Genomic DNA, 17,555 nt, shown 5'->3' on the forward strand with positions numbered 1-17,555 from the left:
TTTAGCTAATAAGTAAATGTTGCAACTGCAGGTAATTATCGACAGTTGCAACAGGCGTAAACTCGTTAAGTTGTTGAGCATTATGAACGCCCATTGTCACCCCTACTCTATCCATGCCTGCGGCCTTTGCCATGGCCATGTCGATTTGCGTGTCACCTATCATAAGCGCTTCATCAACACTTATCCCTAGCTCTTGGAGTAATTGATGAAGCATATCGGGAGCGGGTTTTGATTTTGCCTCGTCGCTGGTGCGCGTAGCACTAAAAAAGTGACGCAGCTGGCTTTTTTCAAGTAAACGTTCCAACCCGACTCGGCTTTTTCCTGTGGCAACCGCCAATATCACGCCTTGATTTTTTAGTGCAGTAAGTACCTGTGCTACATGCTCAAACACCGGTGTTGCACTACTATCAAGCGCATAGTGTTGTTTATAACCTGCAATGAGCGCTTGGTGATGCTCACTGTGATTAGGAAACAAGGTCGCTATTGCGTTTTCAAGCGATAAGCCAATAATATTTTTACTGGCGGTGTCGCTTGGCGGCTCAATATTAAGCGATTGTGCACTTTTGCGGATGCAGTTAACTATTTTATTAATTGAATCCATGATGGTGCCATCCCAATCAAAAATCACCAGCTTATATTTTTTAATCGGCGTTAAACTCATGCTTTTGCTGCTCTAAGTTTAACTAAACAACTTGAGAGTGCTTTATCGAGGGGGGCTTCTACGCGCATGGTGGTTTCATTTTTAGGATGATAAAAGCTCAGATCATGGGCGTGTAAAAACAAGCGATTTAAGCCGCGTTTGCGCATTGACTCATCAAAGCCTTGGTCGCCGTATTTGTCATCGCACGCAATAGCGTGACCTTGGCATTGAGTATGCACACGAATTTGGTGGGTACGCCCAGTTACTGGTGATGCTTGTACTAATGAGCAATCATTAAAACGCTCAAGTACTTTAAAACGCGTATGCGATGGCTTACCTTCGGTGTTATCAACACGCACTACCCGCTCACCCGATTTGAGCGTATTTTTACGTAGGCCCTCAGTGACATTTTTCGTTTTAGAGTCCCATTGACCTTCTACCAGTGCCCAATAGTTTTTTTCCATGGTTTTTTCACGCAATTGCTCATGCAGCGCAGTCAGTACAGAGCGGCGCTTGGCAATGAGTAAACAGCCTGAAGTATCACGGTCTAAACGATGGACAAGTTCAAGGCTGCGCTCTTGTGGACGTAGCACACGTAACGCCTCAATAAGCCCATAACTTAAGCCACTGCCGCCATGAACGGCCATACCTGATGGCTTGTTAATGACTATTAGGTATTTATCTTCAAATAAAATATCATCTTCAAGGCGTGTCACTTTATCAAGGTTTGAAGGCACAAACTCTTCACGTTCAGACACTCTAATTGGTGGAATACGAATAACGTCGTCTAGCTGCAATTTATACACAGGCTTAATACGTTTTTTATTTACACGCACCTCGCCTTTACGAAGAATTTTGTAAATTGCGCTTTTAGGCACCCCTTTTAAGTGGGTAATAAGAAAGTTATCAACACGTTGACCTAAATGGTCTTCGTTGATAGTGACAAAAGTTACTTGTAAGCCGGTTTTTTCTGACATTGCCTAATCACTGATTTAAGTAAAATAATTTAGTTGCTAACACAGTTATAATAGTGGGATAATCAGCAGCGCGAGTAGTTAATACTTGCAAATAAAAACGGTGCTTTTTAACACATTAAAACATTCGTGATGCACATTCTGGGTAACCGATCATACAGATCCGCGTTAAGTTTTCCAAAGCTTTTATACATACCCAGTTAACACGTGCGTACAATTAACAGCAATGCGCGTACTATATTGCTGCTTAAGTTTGAGCATGAATTGATTTTTAATGTGATAGTAAAAGCAATGAACAGATAATTTGTCTGATAGTGACGGCGTTAAACACGCCGTTCAGAATTCGCTCAAATAGTGTAATACCGTACAGCAGCTTATTTAAAATTAAAAAATCTAATAAATAGGCGTTCATTAATATCGGTAGTGATTTTTGCTCATAAAATAGATAACGGTAATTTTAAAAACAAAATTATGGTTTGAACTTAACGAGCCCTACGCACCTAATATGAATGCACTTAATAAGATTGATATGACAGGCCAACTTCTGGATAAAACTTGCAACGATGCTAAACAGCCGGCAAGTTTGTATCCTTTAAAGAATTTAATAGCGTGACAACACCCTATTGTTTGCCAGCATTTAAAATACTGCGTACCAAAATACAGAGCAGTTCCGTTAAAGACCCAGTCGTGAGGCTGCATATTCTAAAAATAGGAACACCTGAACAGGCGAGGAAACGTCGTCATGTCAGAGACACAAACAGTAGAGTAACATTATGAAACGTATGCTAATCAATGCGACGCAACAAGAAGAGATGCGCGTAGCACTGGTAGATGGCCAGCGCCTATATGATTTAGATATAGAAAGCCCAGGTCATGAACAGAAAAAAGCCAATATTTACAAAGGCAAAATCACACGTATTGAACCATCACTAGAAGCAGCATTTGTTGATTATGGTGCTGATCGCCATGGTTTCCTTCCTTTAAAAGAAATTGCTCGCACTTACTTCCCGCAAGGCTACACTTTCCACGGCCGTCCGAATATTCGCGACGTGATCAAAGAAGGCCAAGAAGTCATCGTACAAGTTGACAAAGAAGAACGCGGCCAAAAAGGCGCCGCACTGACTACCTTTATCAGCGTTGCTGGTAGTTATTTAGTACTTATGCCTAATAACCCTCGTGCTGGCGGTATTTCTCGTCGTATTGAAGGCGATGAACGAACAGATTTAAAAGAGTCATTAGGCCGTTTAGAGTTACCAAAAGGTATGGGCTTGATTGTGCGAACTGCCGGTGTAGGCAAATCGTTTGAAGAGCTTAATTTTGATTTAAAAGCTTTATTAGTACACTGGGAAGCCATTCAGCAAGCAGCTGATAGCGCCAAAGCCCCCTTTTTAATTCACCAAGAAAGCAATGTGATTTTCCGCGCAATTCGCGATTATTTACGTCGTGATATTGGCGAAATTTTAATTGATAAGCCACGTGTATTTGAAGAAGCAAAAGCACACATTGAGCGTTTTCGTCCTGACTTTATGAGTCGTGTAAAACTTTATCAAGGCGACACACCGTTATTTACGCATTACCAAATTGAAAGCCAAATTGAATTTGCATTCCAACGTGAAGTACGCCTTCCATCAGGTGGTTCGATTGTTATTGACCCAACTGAAGCACTGACCTCTATTGATATCAACTCCTCTAAAGCGACTAAAGGCGGTGATATTGAAGAAACCGCACTTAATACCAACTTAGAAGCGGCAGATGAAATTGCGCGACAGTTACGTTTACGTGACTTGGGTGGCTTAATTGTTATTGATTTTATTGATATGACCCCACCGCGCCATCAGCGTGAAGTAGAAAACCGCCTAAAAGACGCCGCCGGCCCAGATCGTGCCCGTGTACAACTAGGCAAAATATCTCGCTTTGGTCTGCTAGAAATGTCACGTCAGCGCCTACGTCCTTCACTTGGTGAAGCAAGCCAAGGGCCTTGCCCTCGCTGTAGTGGCCAAGGAACGATTCGTTCTAACGAGTCAATTGCGCTATCGATTTTACGTTTAATTGAAGAGGAAGCGATTAAAGACAATACCTCTCAAGTAAACGCACAAGTGCCTGTTGCCGTCGCAGCGTACTTATTAAACGAGCAACGTCGTAGTGTAGATCGTATTGAAAAGCAGCATAAATGCGATGTAGTGATTATTCCTAATCAACACATGGAAACACCACACTACGAAGTTATGCGTTTGCGTCAAGACGAAACACTTGAAACCGTCAGTTATGATCAAGTTGTTGCGCCTGAGCCCGAAGCATTCGAAATGTCAAAATCGCCAGCGGCACCAGTACGTGAAGAACCCATGCTTAAAGGTGTTGTTATGCCTTCAAGCCCTGCGGCCCCACAAGCAGCAGCAAAAGCAGCACCGCTCGTTGAAGCTAAAGCAGAAATAAGCCTATTTACTACAATAGGAAAATGGTTCAAATCGCTTTTTGCTAGTGAAGAAAAGCAACAAACTGAAAAATTAACTGAAAAGCAAAACCAAGAACCGAATAACAATCGGGATAATGATAATCGCGGGAATGATAATCGCCGTCGTAATAATAACCAACGTCGTCGTAATAATAACCCACGTAATAAACCACGTAACGAGCGCCCTGCTGATACTGAAACTAAAAATGAATCAGCCGCTGTAAACGATACTCAAGAAAAGAATGAGAACCGTAATAAGCGCCGTCGCAGTTCAAATACGCGTAAACGCCCTGAACATAAAAATGAAGACGTAGCACAAGTAAAATCTGAAACAACTCCAGATACAACGCCAGCTCCTAAGTCTGAAAAAGCGGTTGAGCCAAAAGAGCAAAATCCTAAGGTTCGTCGTCAACGTCGTAATTTACGTAAAAAAGTGCGTGTACAAGACGAAAGCAAAGAGCAAGTTCAAACAGCTGAACAGGCTATTGAGCAACCAGTAGTTAAAGAAGACAAGCCACAAGCGAAAGAGCAAGCGCCAGTTGTTGAAAAGCAAACATCGGTTGCTCCTGCAGTTGATGAAAAAGCACCAGCACCAGCTAAAGAAGCGGAAGCTGTTGTTGATTCAAACGATAACGTGGCAACACAAGATGAAGAGCAAGAACAAACACGTACACGCTCACGTCGTTCACCGCGTCATCTTCGTGCATCTGGCCAGCGTCGTCGTCGCCCTGAAGGTGAAAGCACAGAAACCAAGTCTGATGAAGCACCTGCGTTTGTACCTGTTGCGGATCAAGCCGCTGCACAGTACGAAGCCGAGTTGAAAGCAAAAGCACAGACAACAAACGCTGATAGTTTTGATGTTGAATACGATGCTGAGCTTAAAGCAAAAGCACACAAAGCAGCCGTTAATGCATCTGATGTGGTTGAAGAAAACCTTGTTGAAGAAGAGTCAGTGCAAACTGACGAACCAGCACAAACTGACGAGCCAGTTCAAGCTGAAGAACCAGTAAAAACTGACGAACCAGTGCAAACTGACGAACCAGCACAAACTGACGAACCAGCACAAACTGACGAACCAGCACAAACTGACGAACCAGTGCAAACTGACGAGCCAGTGCAAACTGACGAGCCAGTGCAAACTGAAGAACCAGTACAAACTGAAGAGCCAGCACAAACTGACGAACCAGTACAAACTGAAGAGCCAGTGAAAACTGAGGAACCAGTACAAGCTGAAGAAGCGCCTGTTGAAGCTGAAACAACGCCGGTTAGCATTGCTGAAACACCGGTAGAAGCTAAAGAAGCGCCTGCGGTTGAAAATCAACCTAAGACAGTTTCACAATCGAGTTCAACTAATGTAAACGCTAAAACAGTGATTACAGCAGGACATGCAAGTGCGGCAATGGCACAGCCTACGCCTGTAGCCGATAGCGAAACAAAGCATACATCGGTAGCAATGGCACATGACAAACGCGAGTTAATCCCTAGCAGTGGCCTACGCCCTGGTTCGATTAAGCCTGTCGGTCGTGCAAGTTCAGCAATGACTAAAACTGTAAGTGCAGACTAAGTACAGAGTTTAGCTAAAAGCATAAAAAAGCCGCGTTATTTTTAACGCGGTTTTTTATTGTCTGACATTAATGTAACGGGGTTCGGGCTGCGGGGACCGAGTAAGGGTTAAAGGTTAAACAATAAACCTTGGTATCAACCAAATCCGTGGGCGGAAGTTTACCTCGCGCATGTTTAATCAAGAACGCGGGGTAAACCCGCTTATATGGACTCCTCCAATTGCACAAGCCTTTTTTGCATTAAGATGATGTGATTGCGTGCTTATATACGGGCTCTAATGAGGCGCTACCTCGGCCACTTTGATGTTTTCGCGCCCTTGTGCATTATCTGCTACACGGTATCTTCGTACACTAGCGGGTTTTCAGGCTCTCAAGGGTGGGTCTCACCACTCAATGCTCTATCTTGGCTTGTTCAATTCTGTTGCTTACTGACTTTTTACTCTTTTATTTTATGCTGTCAGTAATGTTGGTTCATAACTCGTTCCATTTTTAAGTAAGGCATAGGCTGTTCGCATTGTTTTGTTTGCTAATGCGATAGCAACACATTTGACGCTTTTGCGTGTAAGTAGGTTTTTTATCCACCGCTCTTTTTCTGTCCTGGCTTCTCTATTTTTTAATTTACTGACAACCGAACGGGCGCCTAAAAAAAGATTGCGTCTTAATGCGCCTCCTCGTCTTTTTGGAATTCGGCCTATTTTTGCTTTACCCCCTGTTGAGTATTGTAATGGCGTGACACCCGCACACGCTGCTGCACCTCTTGCGTCACTAAACTTGTAATGGTCAACTAATTTTGGAGAGATCCTAAGCGGCATTTTTTAATTCATTATATTTCTGATGTGGTGTCATATAATCAAGCGCTGAATGCCTGCGTTTGTAATTGTAAAACTGAATATAATTATCCACCTCACTTACCACTGAATCATGATTTATAAATGAAAGACGATTCAGGCGCTCTGTTTTTAAACTTCTAAAAAAACGCTCCATAACGGCATTATCCCAACAATTACCTCGGCGACTCATACTTTGCGTTATAGTCAGTTGTGATAACCGCTCTCTAAACGTGGCCGCTGAATACTGACAGCCTTGATCTGAATGAAACATCAGTTGATTAAGGACCGGCTGTTGGCGCTTAATCGCATTATTTAATGCGGCTTTGGCTAATTCAGCATTAGGGCTTTTTGATAAAGCATAACCTACAATTTCCTTCGTTGATAAATCTAACACGCAGGCCAAGTAACTCCAGCCTTGCTGGTTCCTAATGTAAGTAATATCACCAACCCAATGCGTGTTATGTGTATCTGGGTTGAATTGTCGTTTTAAAAGGTTTTGTGCGTATTTATGATCATCACCTGAATCTGGATAATAATGTTTTTTCTTCGGCGCAATGGCTTGTATATTCAACTTATTCATTAATGTCGCCGTTTTATACACCCCTATGGTGTGATCAAGCGCATTGAGTTCAGCATGTATTCTACGTCTGCCATACGTATAACCGGAGTCATCAGCTATCGATTCAATTAAATCTAAAAGCACCTGCTCTTGTTCATCGGGTTTGACAGGCTCATAGTAATAGCTACTCATACTGACCTCTAAAATACGACACAATTCAGTGATAGTGTAATCTGTGTTTGCTTTCTTCAATTCTTTCATTACTTTAAGTTTTGATTGTCGCGAATGAAGAAAGCGGTGGCTTTTTTTAATATGTCATTATCCCTTAAAGCACGCTGTAGCTGCTTCTCCAATGATTGAATACGTTGCTGTTCAGGTGTAAATGCGTGTGCATTTTCAGGGCTATTACCCTCTAATTCAGATAAATATTGTTGCTTCCAACGTGATACGGCGGACTTGCCAGCGCCAGACATTTCTTCAATTTGCTTATTGATGTAACCTTCCTCCACCATAAGCTTGGCATATTCGAGTTTTTGTTGTGCGCTAAGTGTTACTTTTGATTTTCTAGTCATATTGATACCTTTTCGGTTTAGCTCATTTTACGCTATAAACCTCTCCAGTTTCATTAGACCATTACAACTGTGATGTATTGCCTAAAAAAGACAGGAGCTCGATAGCCGTTATAGGGCCGACGCTTTCAAGTGCCATTAAGCGTTGACAGCCATCATTTTGTTTTGAAATACGCTCTATTTGTTTTTGCAACTCTACTTTATTGTCGCACTGCTGTTTATAAAGAGCGTAACTCAGCGCGAGCGCATGTTTTAGTTCTAGCGGCAGTGCATTTTCATCATCTTCCAAAATATCCGGTATGGCTGCTTTAAATGCGGCTTCACTTTGGTTAATCACAATACCAAACTCAAGTAGCAAACCGCGTATTTGATTTGATAATTGAATTTTTTGTTTATCTGCTAACGCTCTTACCTTGCTAAGTGATTGTAAAGCCTGCTCTTCAATGGTAAGAATTTTACATGAGCGAACATTGGGGGCTCGACTAGCAACGGCGATTGCGATTGCATCGTTTGCATCTGTTTTTTGGCCTTGTCTAAATGCTTTAACAAATAAAGGGTCAAGCAACATGACTTCATGACCAAAGGATTGCGCTGTGCGTGCAAAATATTGAGCGCTTGCGCATGCCTCCATCGCAACAACTGATGGTTTTGCTTTAACTAATAACTCAAGTAATGCTTGGCGATTAACTGCTTTATTAGATTTGAGTTTATTGCCTTTAAACTGCGCTACTTGGAAAATGTTTTTTGCTAAATCAATAGCAATTAAATTAGACTGTGTCATGTATGGACTCCTTATTGGGTAAAAGATTTTTTGCAACTTCTTTATACCGTACTCTCTCGTTAATGGGGAGGAGTCCATACATCTGCTACCAGTGTATTTAACCATGGTGTAGCAGCGACTTTATGTCGCGTATGGTTAAAGGTTAAAGATGAAAGGTGTTAGGTTAAACAATAAACCTTGGTATCAACCAAATCCGTAGGCGGAAGTTTATGTCGCGTATGGTTAAAGGTTAAAGATGAAAGGGGTTAGGTCAAACAATAAACCTCGGTGTTAATCAAATCCGTAGGCGGAAGTTTACCTCGCGCATGTTTAATTAAGAACGCGGGGTAAACCCGCTGCTACCATTGTATTTAACCATGGCGTAGCAGCGACTTTATGTCGCGTATGGTTAAAGGTTAAAGATGAAAGGGGTTAGGTCAAACAATAAACCTCGGTATCAACCAAATCCGTAGGCGGAAGTTTACCTAGCGCATATTTAATCAATAACGCGGGGTAAACCCGCTGCTACAAGTTTTTTTAACCATGGCGTAGCAGCGACTTTATGTCGCGTATGGTTAAAGGTGTTAGGTTAAACAATAAACCTCGGTATCAACCAAATCCGTAGGCGGAAGTTTACCTCGCGCATGTTTAATCAAGAAAGCGGGGTAAACCCGCTGCTACCAGTGTATTTTACCATGGCGTAGCAGCGACTTTATGTCGCGTATGGTTAAAGATTAAAGTTAACGGGTTACGAGTTGCGAGCCTGATCCCGAAACCCGATCCACGTAGACCGCAACCCGATGTGAGTTTAATCTTGCTCTTGTTCCATAAACCGTTGTAACTGATCTTTCAGGTTAGGTGGAATGCCCTTGATCACTAAGGTATCAGTTTCCGCATTATAGGTTACACGTTCACCTAAATGCTTACGCTCAAAGCTAATGCTAACACCGCCACCTAGGCCTGAAAACTTCACCATACTGGTTAGGGTTTTTTTATCAACTGGGAATGACTCTTCTAAGTCGTAGCTTTGCTCTTTACAAAAACTTTCAAACGGATTGTCATCACCTTTGGTCAGCGTTGCCGAAAGCTCACTGACATTGGCCTCTTCACCGGTGGTGACACAATCGTTACAGTAATCAAATACTTGCTTACGTAAGTCGTCTTTTTCTGATTTATCAAATTGCTGCTCTGATAAGTAATCTTCTACCGCGCTTAGCATTACTTGGCTTTGTTGCTTAGGATCAATACCTTCTTCACAGCCTAAAAAGTCTAAGAAAAAATCAGACACTTTTCGCCCTGCTCGCCCTTTTATAAATGAAATATAACGATTATCTTCTGCTTGGGTATCCCATGCAGTCAAGTCGATACGTGCAGCAAGTTGCATGCGTGAAATATCTAAATGACGTGATGACGCTAAATCAAGCTCAGAAGTTATAGAGTAATGCTCTTTAATGTTGATCATTGCAATTAGCATGTAATCAGTAGCAACATATTGATAATGACAAAATACTAAATAGCCCATTTCATTAAAAGCGTATTTATCTAGCTCTTCTTTAAGAACGGCTGATGCCTGCTCGGTCATATGCCAAAAACCAAGTTCATGGTTGCGATAGCTTTGCATGGTAGAGGCAACAATACTGTTTTTTTCACCGCTAAATGCGCAAAATCCTTTACCGGGTTTACCATTATAGGCATGGTGTAGTTGCTCAATGAATACAGCCACTTTGTCGTTGATTGTCATTTCATCGTTACGAAGGTGAATGTGCGTGTCGTCATCTTTTTTGTCTACGTAGTGAACGACTAATTTTTTAACATCTATTGCCATCTTTGTTTTTCACGCCTCTGGTGTTAAAATACGAGAATATAACTCTTTTTATTGAACCAACTGATGCCAATCTTATCAAAATATTCTAATGAAGAAGTAGAACAAATCGTCGATCAACTTATTGATGTTTTATCAAAACACAATGCGCCGGTTGATTTAAGTCTTATGTGTTTGGGAAATTCTATCACGCATATCTTAAAAGAGCATGTACCAACAGGGAAAAGACAAGCTGTTACCGAGAACTTTGCAAAAGCACTCGCACAGTCGGTTAAATAAACACTATGAATTTATCGCAGCACAACCAGTTTTCATCAAAAGCGAGTCAATTATTAAGTTGGGGCCATTGGTTTACCTTTGCTAATATCGGCTTAGTGCTTTTAATTAGCTTAAGCTACTTATTTGCCGATTCGCCACCGACCACATTTATGGGTATTACCTACATGGTGGTCACTTGGCTAAGCCACACGAGTTTTATTGCATTTTTGGCGTTTGTGCTGACGGTTTTTCCTTTAAGTTTGATATTCCCCTACCCAAGGCATATACGCGGTATGGCTGCAATAATTGCAACCATTGGTGCTTCAATACTCACTTTAGATGCTTATGTTTATTTTAACTTAGGCTATCACTTAAATACCTCTGCACTGCCTGAAATTATTTCATTATTATGGCATCGCTTAACGAATTCCCCCGCACTAACTACTTTATTCGCAGGGGGGGTAGTGTTACTTATTTTAGCATTTCAGCTTACAGTTAGTAATTTTACTTGGCATCATTTAGAACGTTTAAAACAATTTAAATTTGCCCGTTATGCCAGCTCTTTTTTAATAATTTGTTTTGCGCTAAGCCACAGCATTCATATATGGGCTGATGCAAATTTAAAATTTGATATTACCAAACAAGATAATGTGTTGCCGCTTTCATACCCTACCACGGCAAAAAGTTTACTCGCTAAAAATGATTTATTGGATGTCGAAAGCTATAAACAAGCGCATAATGTCAAAATTAATAATCAAGGTATTAATTACCTGGCGCCAGCTCCATTGGCCAAATGTGAAGACCTTAATGTCGCTAAAGTTGATATTCTCGTTTTTGATAATGATGAGCAGGTAGCAAAATTTGTTGCTAACAAGCAAGGTATTTATAAAAATCAGCAGTTTTTACAACCCACTGATCATAGCGACATGCTGTTTGGTCTGGTTTATGGCCTGCCTGCATTTTATAAAACCGACATTATCGAGCAGCAAATTTTGCCCATCTGGCAAAGCCAACGTCGAAGTGTAGAGGTGCTTGGTATAGATGAGCTGAGCTTTATTAATGATCAAGCACAAAAAGACAGTGTCATACGAATTATTAAAGGCGTTGAAAATGCTGAGCTGCGTGAAGATGTCACGGAGTTTTTTGCATTTAGTGTTTCGCAAAATAGCAATGAAGTGGTAACTAATTCAACCCTATATAGCTCAGATAAGTTTATCTCTAAAGTAAATGGGTTGATTCAACCAAGTGATATTATTGCCACTAGCCTAGGTCAATACTTAAACTGTGCCACACTTGCAGAGCAAACTATGTTGGGTGAGAACTTATACGGTAAAAGTAATAATATTGGGGTTAATTACTCGCAAGGTGTGGTAATAGCATATAAAAAAGATAGAATTACACTTATTGATCGTGATGGAAATTTTAGAAATATTTCAGCCGCTGAAGGGTTCTCTATCGAACAGGGACTGGACATTCCTTTTTTAGTTCACAGCATTAAAAAACTCAAAACCTTTACTCAATAATCAAAAATCAATAGCCAGCAATGTGTAAAAGCTCGTTGCTGGCTACCTGTCTCTTATACAGAAGTTTCTATTTTTTTATATTCATGATCTAATAAACAAAAAAATTAGGTCATGAATATGATAAGCAATGAATCTCTCGAATGGGCGCAACTTATTTTTAGTAAAGCTAAGCTTAACGATCCTCGCCGCACTAAACGCCTTGTAAAAATAGCCGCTTCTTTGGCAAGTAATGCCGGTAAGTCCTTAATGTCATCTTGTCCAGACCCTGCAAGTGTTGAAGGCGCATATCGCTTTATCCGTAACGATAATATTTCTGCTGATGACATTGCGCAAGCTGGATTTGCGCATACTGACACCATAGTTAAAGAGCGACCACTCGTGCTTGCTCTACAAGATACAACAGGGCTGAGCTATAAACATTCAGTATGTGATGAGTTAGGTGAGGTCAATTCGGCATCTGATGAAAAGCGCACCTCTAAAGGTCGCACTTTATACGCTCACTCAACACTGATGCTCGATGCAAATGAAGAAAAAGAAAAAGCAATAGGACTTGCATACCAACATTACTGGTATAGAGAGAAGAAACAAACGGGCAAACAAAATACGCTGCAATGCCGTGATAGAGAGCTAAAAGAAAGCTACAAATGGCAAAACAACGTTGAAGAAGTTAAAGAGCGCCTGGGTGATTTAAGTAATGTGATAGACGTATGTGACCGCGAAGCAGACATGTATGAATACCTTGATTACCAAATACAAAATGAACACCGCTTTATTGTTAGAGCAAAAGACAATCGGCGTCTTGTAGGTGAATATCAGAAATTAGAAGATATTTTACCTACACTCACTCCCGCAGGTCAGTATGAAATAGATATTCAACAAAGAGGCGGGAGAAAAGCACGAACAGCCCATATAGATGTGAGCTTTACATCGATTAAATTGAAAAAGCCACAAAGAGCAAAAGGTGAAAAAGAAGCCCCGCTGACCCTCGTGGTATGTACGGAACAAAATAACGACAACAAGAATAAATTACAGTGGTTACTGTATACAACAGAGTCGGTTACAAGTGCAGCAGAGGCAAGAAAAATAGCGCGTTATTACGAGTTAAGGTGGCGGATAGAAGAATTCCATAAAATTTGGAAAACGGAAGGAACAGAAGTTGAAAAGTTACGCATGCAACACTTAGATAATTTAAAAAAGGCAGCAGTAATAGAGGCATTTATAGCGGTCAGACTCTTACAATTAAGGGAGCTTGCTCAAAATAGAGAAGAAGCAGAAAAAGTCAGCTGCGAAGTCTATTTAGACACATTGAGTTGGAAGTTACTATTTAAAGCGACAAATCAAAAGGCTCCCATGCCAAAAGAAGCCCCATCGTTAAAGTGGGCATATTATGCAATAGCTAAACTGGGAGGTTGGCACGATAGTAAACGAACAGGGCGTGTTGGCACAAAAGCCATATGGGATGGCTGGGTGAAGTTGGTGTTTTTAGTCGAGTCCTATGCTTTAATGAAAGAACTCGACTTGTGATCAAGAGACAGGCTGGCTACTGGTGCTAATCTAGGCTATAGTTTTTATTATCAAAAAAATGACCAATGAATTAAGGATAATCATTATGTATAGCCTTTTTAAGCTGATCTTTGCTGCTTGGCTATTTTGCTTGAGCACTTACACCGCAGCACAAACTACTTACTATAAATGCGTTACTCCTAAAGGCACCACTTTTTCTCAGTTTCCGTGTAGTGATGATGCAACTATGCATAAAATTATATCAGCGGAGCCAAAGCAAACAGGTAAAGAAATAGACTATACCAAACAGTTAAACGCACTCGAACGAGATACAATCATCGCTGACTTGGAAGCCGAACTTCGTAGTAATCAACATAAATTAGCGATACTTTCACGAGAAAAAGACAGGGCTGATTTTAGACAACAACAGCGCTTAAACCGCATATTAAGTGTGGATGATAAAAAACGTATTAGTAAGGATATTAAAAACACACAAAAAGTCTTAGATAAACAATATAAAAAAGATAAAGCATTGATTGAAAAACGGATTAAAAAATTACAAAAAAAGATTGATGCTTACAATTAACCTAAATAAATATCACCTTAATTAGCTTGGTTTTAAATATAAAATAACATATCCTCAACATCTATAGAGCATAAACTCTAATACGTGTTATGCGCTGTAATAAGTTTTTGATTATTTTATAAAACAAACGGTAATCAATTCAAAATAAAGTATTCGTTAAACAGCCAAAACGTCTATTAAGGAGTATTGATGCAACCACGCCAAATTGCTGAGTTAATTTTAAATGGGTTTAAAAAACATTACTTACTGTTTCAAAAAACCACAGCCAAGGCTCCTTACGCGTTTGCTAAAAGAGACTGGCAAGCCATTAATGACATTAGCCGCTTACGTATCAGTTATTACGATGACCGGGTAAACGAAACCACAAAAACGCTTCGTGAACGTCAACAAACAGACGAGCTAAACGAAAGCTTATGGCTTGAAGTAAAAAAGCTCTACCAACATTTTTTATGTTTTCATCCTCAAGCAGAGCTTGCTGAAACTTTTTATAACTCTGTATTTTGCCGCCTGTATCACCGCCGTTATTTTCATAACGACTTTATTTTTGTTGAAGCAACTCTAAAAGATGCCCCTTCAGTACCGGTAGAAGCAGAATATCGAAGCTACTTCCCGGTAGTCGATGGTTTAAAACCAACCATTAAGAAAATCATTAATCACTTTGATTTTAAAGCAGATTTTGTCAACCTTGAGCGTGATATTCGCTTATTGGTCAAAGCATTTTACAAGCAAGCACCTGATACACACCACCAGCACTGGCAAATGCGCTTTGATATATTACATACCCCGTTTTACCGTAATAAAGCCGCTTATATTGTAGGGCGCGTAGTATCACAAAGTGGCGTTCAGCCTTTTATTATTGCTGTGCTACATCATGAAGACAAAGGATTATACCTTGATGCCCTTTTGACCAAGTCATCGCAAATGCGGGTTATTTTTGGCTTTGCTCGCGCCTATTTTATGGTAGAAACTCACGCTCCTTCAGCATTAGTACGGTTTTTAAACCAACTTATGCCCAATAAAACCTTAGCGGAATTATACAACGCCATTGGTTTTCACAAACAAGGTAAAACCGAATTTTACCGTGAATTTTTAAACCATTTAACCCATTCTAATGACGAGTTTACCATTGCACCGGGTACACCAGGCATGGTGATGATGGTGTTCACTTTGCCCTCATTTGGGTATGTATTTAAAGTCATTAAAGACAAATTTGGGGAAAGTAAGCCATTTGGTCGTGATACGGTATTAAAGCGCTATCAATTAGTTAAAAGCCATGATCGTGTTGGGCGAATGGCCGACACCATAGAGTATTCAAACGTCGTATTTCCTTTGGCACGCTTTGATAGTAACTTATTAACGCAATTACATAAAACCATAGGCTCATCAATGGTGATTGAGGGGGATTGGTTAATCATAAAACATTTGTATATTGAACGGCGAATGACCCCACTTAATTTGTTTTTAGACAATGCCGATGAAAAAAGTGCTGCCGATGCCATAGAAGAGTATGGTCAAGCGCTTAAAGAAATGATTGCGGTGAATATTTTCCCTGGCGACATGCTGTTAAAAAACTTTGGTGTAAGTAAGCACAAACGTATTATTTTTTATGACTATGACGAAGTACAATATTTAACAGACATGAACTTTAGGGCGCTACCTAAAGCTAAAAATTATGACGATTATTTAACCTGCGAACAAAGTTACTCGGTTGCACCGCAAGATGTATTTCCGGAGCAGTTATGCACTTTTGTAATGCCAAATCCAATGTATAAACAATTTTTGATTAGCACACACCCTGAGCTTCTTGATGTGAACTTTTGGAAACAAGCACAACAAAATATAAAAAATGGACAGGTGAGTCATATTTATCCCTATCCGACAGCACAACGTTTTATCCATGATTGGTAAACGTTAAGGACACACAATGAATATAAGTAAAATAGATCTAAATTTACTGGTTTACCTTGATACATTACTGCGCGAATGCAATGTAACCCGTGCAGCGAACCAACTTAGTATTACTCAGCCAGCAATGAGTAATGGGCTTAAACGCCTTCGCAACCTTTTTAACGACCCTATTTTAGTGCGCACCAGTGATGGTATGGTCCCAACTGAGCGCGCCATTGAATTACAGCCTGTTATTCGCGGTATTTTAATGACCCTTGAAGAAACCTTGGCACCAAATCGCGAATTTGAAGCAAAACAAAGTAAACGGGTGTTTAGAATTATGGCCAGTGACTATGCTGCCAGTACTATGGCACCTCGTCTTTTAGGCAAATTACACGAAGAAGCCCCCGATACCACGTTAGATATTTTAACCCCCAGCGACGTGACCTTTCATGATGTTGAAAATGGCAAGGTTGACATGGCAATCAATCGCTTTGAAAACTTACCACAATCGTTTCATCATAAGCGGATTTGGAAAGATAGCTTTTGCTGCTTAGTAAAAACCGACAACCCTATTATTGAAAACTTTAGCTTAGACAGTTATTTAAAAGCACGCCATATTTGGGTAAGCAAAACAGGCTTTGGCGTAGGGGTTGGCATGGACCCTAAAGATGTGCAAAAACTGGGTTGGGTAGATGAAGCGTTGGCGCACTTTGGAAAACACCGCAATATTGCTGTTTTTACCCGTAACTACCATGTAGCGATTCATTTAGCGAAAGAAAAAAATCTAATTGCCACCCTCCCCTCAAAAGCAGCCAATATTTATATGGACGATCCGGGGCTTAAAATACTTGAGCCACCCTTTCCTATCCCCCCATTTGAGCTTGATATGATTTGGAGCCCTTTGTTACATAGAGATGCTAGCCATATTTGGTTACGCCAAAAAGTAGCTGAGGTAGCAGACGAGCTTAAATAAACTTTTTACAGGCCTTTATGTAAAATTTGCTTGCTGGCAGCTGGTTAGCAAGCCTCTAGCCCCTCTTTTTATTTAAAAAGCAATAAAATACAAACGATTAAGTATAAAATCTAACTTGGAATGCCACTTGCTTTAATACTAGTGCGTTTTTAAACTAATTAAGGTCATTATTATGAGCATCCATCAAGGACAAGAGATTAATCATATTTCCGATATTATCCAAGTAATGAATAGCGGTATCGATTTTTACAGTAAAGCACAAGAAAATGTACAAGACCCAGCCATCGTTGCCCTATTTCAGCGGATGATTGACGCCCGTAAAGTCAGTGTTGAGAGCTTACAACCCTATGCAATTAATCAGCAAGGTGCGCGTGAAGATGGCTCATCGTTTGTTGTTGAAGCACGTCGAGCATTTACCGCTTTGATCAGTAAGTTTACCAGTAATAACGATCAAACCTATATTAAAGAGTTGCAACAAGTAGAAGATAGAACCCTAGAAGAAATTAAAATAGCCCTAAAAAAGCCGCAATCTCATGATTGTGAAGCCGCATTATCAAAAGTATTACTAACCATGCAAAGCTGTCATGCTGAAATGAGTAAAATGCAAAAACATTAAGTTTCAAAACGATAAAAGGGCCTTACGGCCCTTTGATT

14 protein-coding genes are annotated in these 17,555 nt (G+C 40.4%); 8 read left to right on the forward strand and 6 right to left on the reverse strand.

The genetic code is table 11. The annotated features are described in order from the left end of the window. Position 1 precedes the first annotated feature (1 nt). Together AC6H44_RS09010 and rluC are read right to left on the reverse strand one after the other, a co-directional pair. Entirely contained in the window at positions 2-661 is a 660-nt protein-coding gene (locus tag AC6H44_RS09010; RefSeq protein WP_500735148.1) for an HAD-IA family hydrolase, read from the reverse strand. Beyond that, positions 658-1,617, reverse strand: coding sequence for a 23S rRNA pseudouridine(955/2504/2580) synthase RluC (rluC, locus tag AC6H44_RS09015; protein WP_500735149.1), 960 nt, complete (start codon positions 1,615-1,617; stop codon positions 658-660). The genes AC6H44_RS09010 and rluC overlap by 4 nt, the downstream gene beginning before the upstream one ends. 770 nt (positions 1,618-2,387) lie before the next feature. On the opposite strand from rluC, the gene rne reads away from it, so the two are divergent. Beyond that, on the forward strand, positions 2,388-5,630 hold the full coding sequence (gene rne / locus AC6H44_RS09020; protein ID WP_500735150.1) for a ribonuclease E: 3,243 nt from the start codon (positions 2,388-2,390) through the stop codon (positions 5,628-5,630). 447 nt (positions 5,631-6,077) lie between these two features. Here rne and AC6H44_RS09025 read toward each other — a convergent pair whose 3' ends face one another. The 4 genes from AC6H44_RS09025 to yejK all read right to left on the reverse strand — a co-directional run bounded on the left by AC6H44_RS09025 (position 6,078) and on the right by yejK (position 10,171). Next, complete coding sequence (locus AC6H44_RS09025) at positions 6,078-6,440, reverse strand: transposase (protein WP_500735151.1); 363 nt, start codon at positions 6,438-6,440, stop codon at positions 6,078-6,080. Beyond that, a protein-coding gene (locus AC6H44_RS09030; protein ID WP_500735152.1) for an IS3 family transposase occupies positions 6,430-7,589 on the reverse strand; the annotation gives its coding sequence in 2 pieces (ribosomal slippage) (positions 6,430-7,316 and positions 7,316-7,589; 1,161 coding nt in all). The genes AC6H44_RS09025 and AC6H44_RS09030 overlap by 11 nt, the downstream gene beginning before the upstream one ends. A 61-nt stretch (positions 7,590-7,650) precedes the next feature. Beyond that, entirely contained in the window at positions 7,651-8,367 is a 717-nt protein-coding gene (locus AC6H44_RS09035) for an IS110 family RNA-guided transposase (protein WP_500735153.1), read from the reverse strand. A 787-nt stretch (positions 8,368-9,154) separates the two neighbouring features. Continuing rightward, a complete protein-coding gene (gene yejK, locus AC6H44_RS09040; RefSeq protein WP_500735154.1) occupies positions 9,155-10,171 on the reverse strand; it encodes a nucleoid-associated protein YejK in 1,017 nt (338 codons plus the stop codon). A gap of 63 nt (positions 10,172-10,234) precedes the next feature. Between yejK and AC6H44_RS09045 the strand changes: the two genes are divergently transcribed. The 7 genes from AC6H44_RS09045 to AC6H44_RS09075 all read left to right on the forward strand — a co-directional run bounded on the left by AC6H44_RS09045 (position 10,235) and on the right by AC6H44_RS09075 (position 17,517). Further along, positions 10,235-10,447 (forward strand): YejL family protein, encoded by a 213-nt coding sequence (locus AC6H44_RS09045; RefSeq protein ID WP_008109847.1) that lies wholly within the window; start codon positions 10,235-10,237, stop codon positions 10,445-10,447. A gap of 5 nt (positions 10,448-10,452) precedes the next feature. Beyond that, positions 10,453-11,949, forward strand: coding sequence for a DUF3413 domain-containing protein (locus AC6H44_RS09050; protein ID WP_500735155.1), 1,497 nt, complete (start codon positions 10,453-10,455; stop codon positions 11,947-11,949). Between the two features lie 117 nt (positions 11,950-12,066). Continuing rightward, positions 12,067-13,473 carry an IS4 family transposase gene (locus AC6H44_RS09055; protein WP_500735156.1) on the forward strand — a complete coding sequence of 469 codons (1,407 nt, stop codon included), beginning with the start codon at positions 12,067-12,069 and terminating at the stop codon, positions 13,471-13,473. A gap of 85 nt (positions 13,474-13,558) precedes the next feature. Further along, a complete protein-coding gene (locus AC6H44_RS09060) occupies positions 13,559-14,038 on the forward strand; it encodes a DUF4124 domain-containing protein (protein ID WP_500735157.1) in 480 nt (159 codons plus the stop codon). A gap of 189 nt (positions 14,039-14,227) precedes the next feature. Next, a complete protein-coding gene (gene aceK / locus AC6H44_RS09065) occupies positions 14,228-15,946 on the forward strand; it encodes a bifunctional isocitrate dehydrogenase kinase/phosphatase (protein WP_500735158.1) in 1,719 nt (572 codons plus the stop codon). Positions 15,947-15,962: 16 nt separating this feature from the next. Further along, positions 15,963-16,901, forward strand: a complete 939-nt coding sequence (locus AC6H44_RS09070) for a LysR family transcriptional regulator (RefSeq protein ID WP_500735159.1) — start codon at positions 15,963-15,965, stop codon at positions 16,899-16,901. 172 nt (positions 16,902-17,073) lie between these two features. Beyond that, positions 17,074-17,517 carry a ferritin-like domain-containing protein gene (locus AC6H44_RS09075; RefSeq protein WP_500735160.1) on the forward strand — a complete coding sequence of 148 codons (444 nt, stop codon included), beginning with the start codon at positions 17,074-17,076 and terminating at the stop codon, positions 17,515-17,517. Positions 17,518-17,555: the final 38 nt, after the last annotated feature.

The organism is Pseudoalteromonas sp. TAP-3C (assembly GCF_059888565.1).

What these genes read in the sequence shown, in the direction of transcription:
- AC6H44_RS09075 (WP_500735160.1), top strand. Translation starts at nt 17,074, where the DNA reads ATGAGCATCCATCAAGGACAAGAGATTAATCATATTTCCGATATTATC.
- AC6H44_RS09025 (WP_500735151.1), bottom strand. Translation starts at nt 6,440, where the DNA reads ATGCCGCTTAGGATCTCTCCAAAATTAGTTGACCATTACAAGTTTAGT.
- AC6H44_RS09060 (WP_500735157.1), top strand. Translation starts at nt 13,559, where the DNA reads ATGTATAGCCTTTTTAAGCTGATCTTTGCTGCTTGGCTATTTTGCTTG.
- AC6H44_RS09045 (WP_008109847.1), top strand. Translation starts at nt 10,235, where the DNA reads ATGCCAATCTTATCAAAATATTCTAATGAAGAAGTAGAACAAATCGTC.
- aceK (WP_500735158.1), top strand. Translation starts at nt 14,228, where the DNA reads ATGCAACCACGCCAAATTGCTGAGTTAATTTTAAATGGGTTTAAAAAA.
- rluC (WP_500735149.1), bottom strand. Translation starts at nt 1,617, where the DNA reads ATGTCAGAAAAAACCGGCTTACAAGTAACTTTTGTCACTATCAACGAA.
- AC6H44_RS09050 (WP_500735155.1), top strand. Translation starts at nt 10,453, where the DNA reads ATGAATTTATCGCAGCACAACCAGTTTTCATCAAAAGCGAGTCAATTA.
- rne (WP_500735150.1), top strand. Translation starts at nt 2,388, where the DNA reads ATGAAACGTATGCTAATCAATGCGACGCAACAAGAAGAGATGCGCGTA.
- AC6H44_RS09070 (WP_500735159.1), top strand. Translation starts at nt 15,963, where the DNA reads ATGAATATAAGTAAAATAGATCTAAATTTACTGGTTTACCTTGATACA.
- yejK (WP_500735154.1), bottom strand. Translation starts at nt 10,171, where the DNA reads ATGGCAATAGATGTTAAAAAATTAGTCGTTCACTACGTAGACAAAAAA.
- AC6H44_RS09035 (WP_500735153.1), bottom strand. Translation starts at nt 8,367, where the DNA reads ATGACACAGTCTAATTTAATTGCTATTGATTTAGCAAAAAACATTTTC.
- AC6H44_RS09010 (WP_500735148.1), bottom strand. Translation starts at nt 661, where the DNA reads ATGAGTTTAACGCCGATTAAAAAATATAAGCTGGTGATTTTTGATTGG.
- AC6H44_RS09055 (WP_500735156.1), top strand. Translation starts at nt 12,067, where the DNA reads ATGATAAGCAATGAATCTCTCGAATGGGCGCAACTTATTTTTAGTAAA.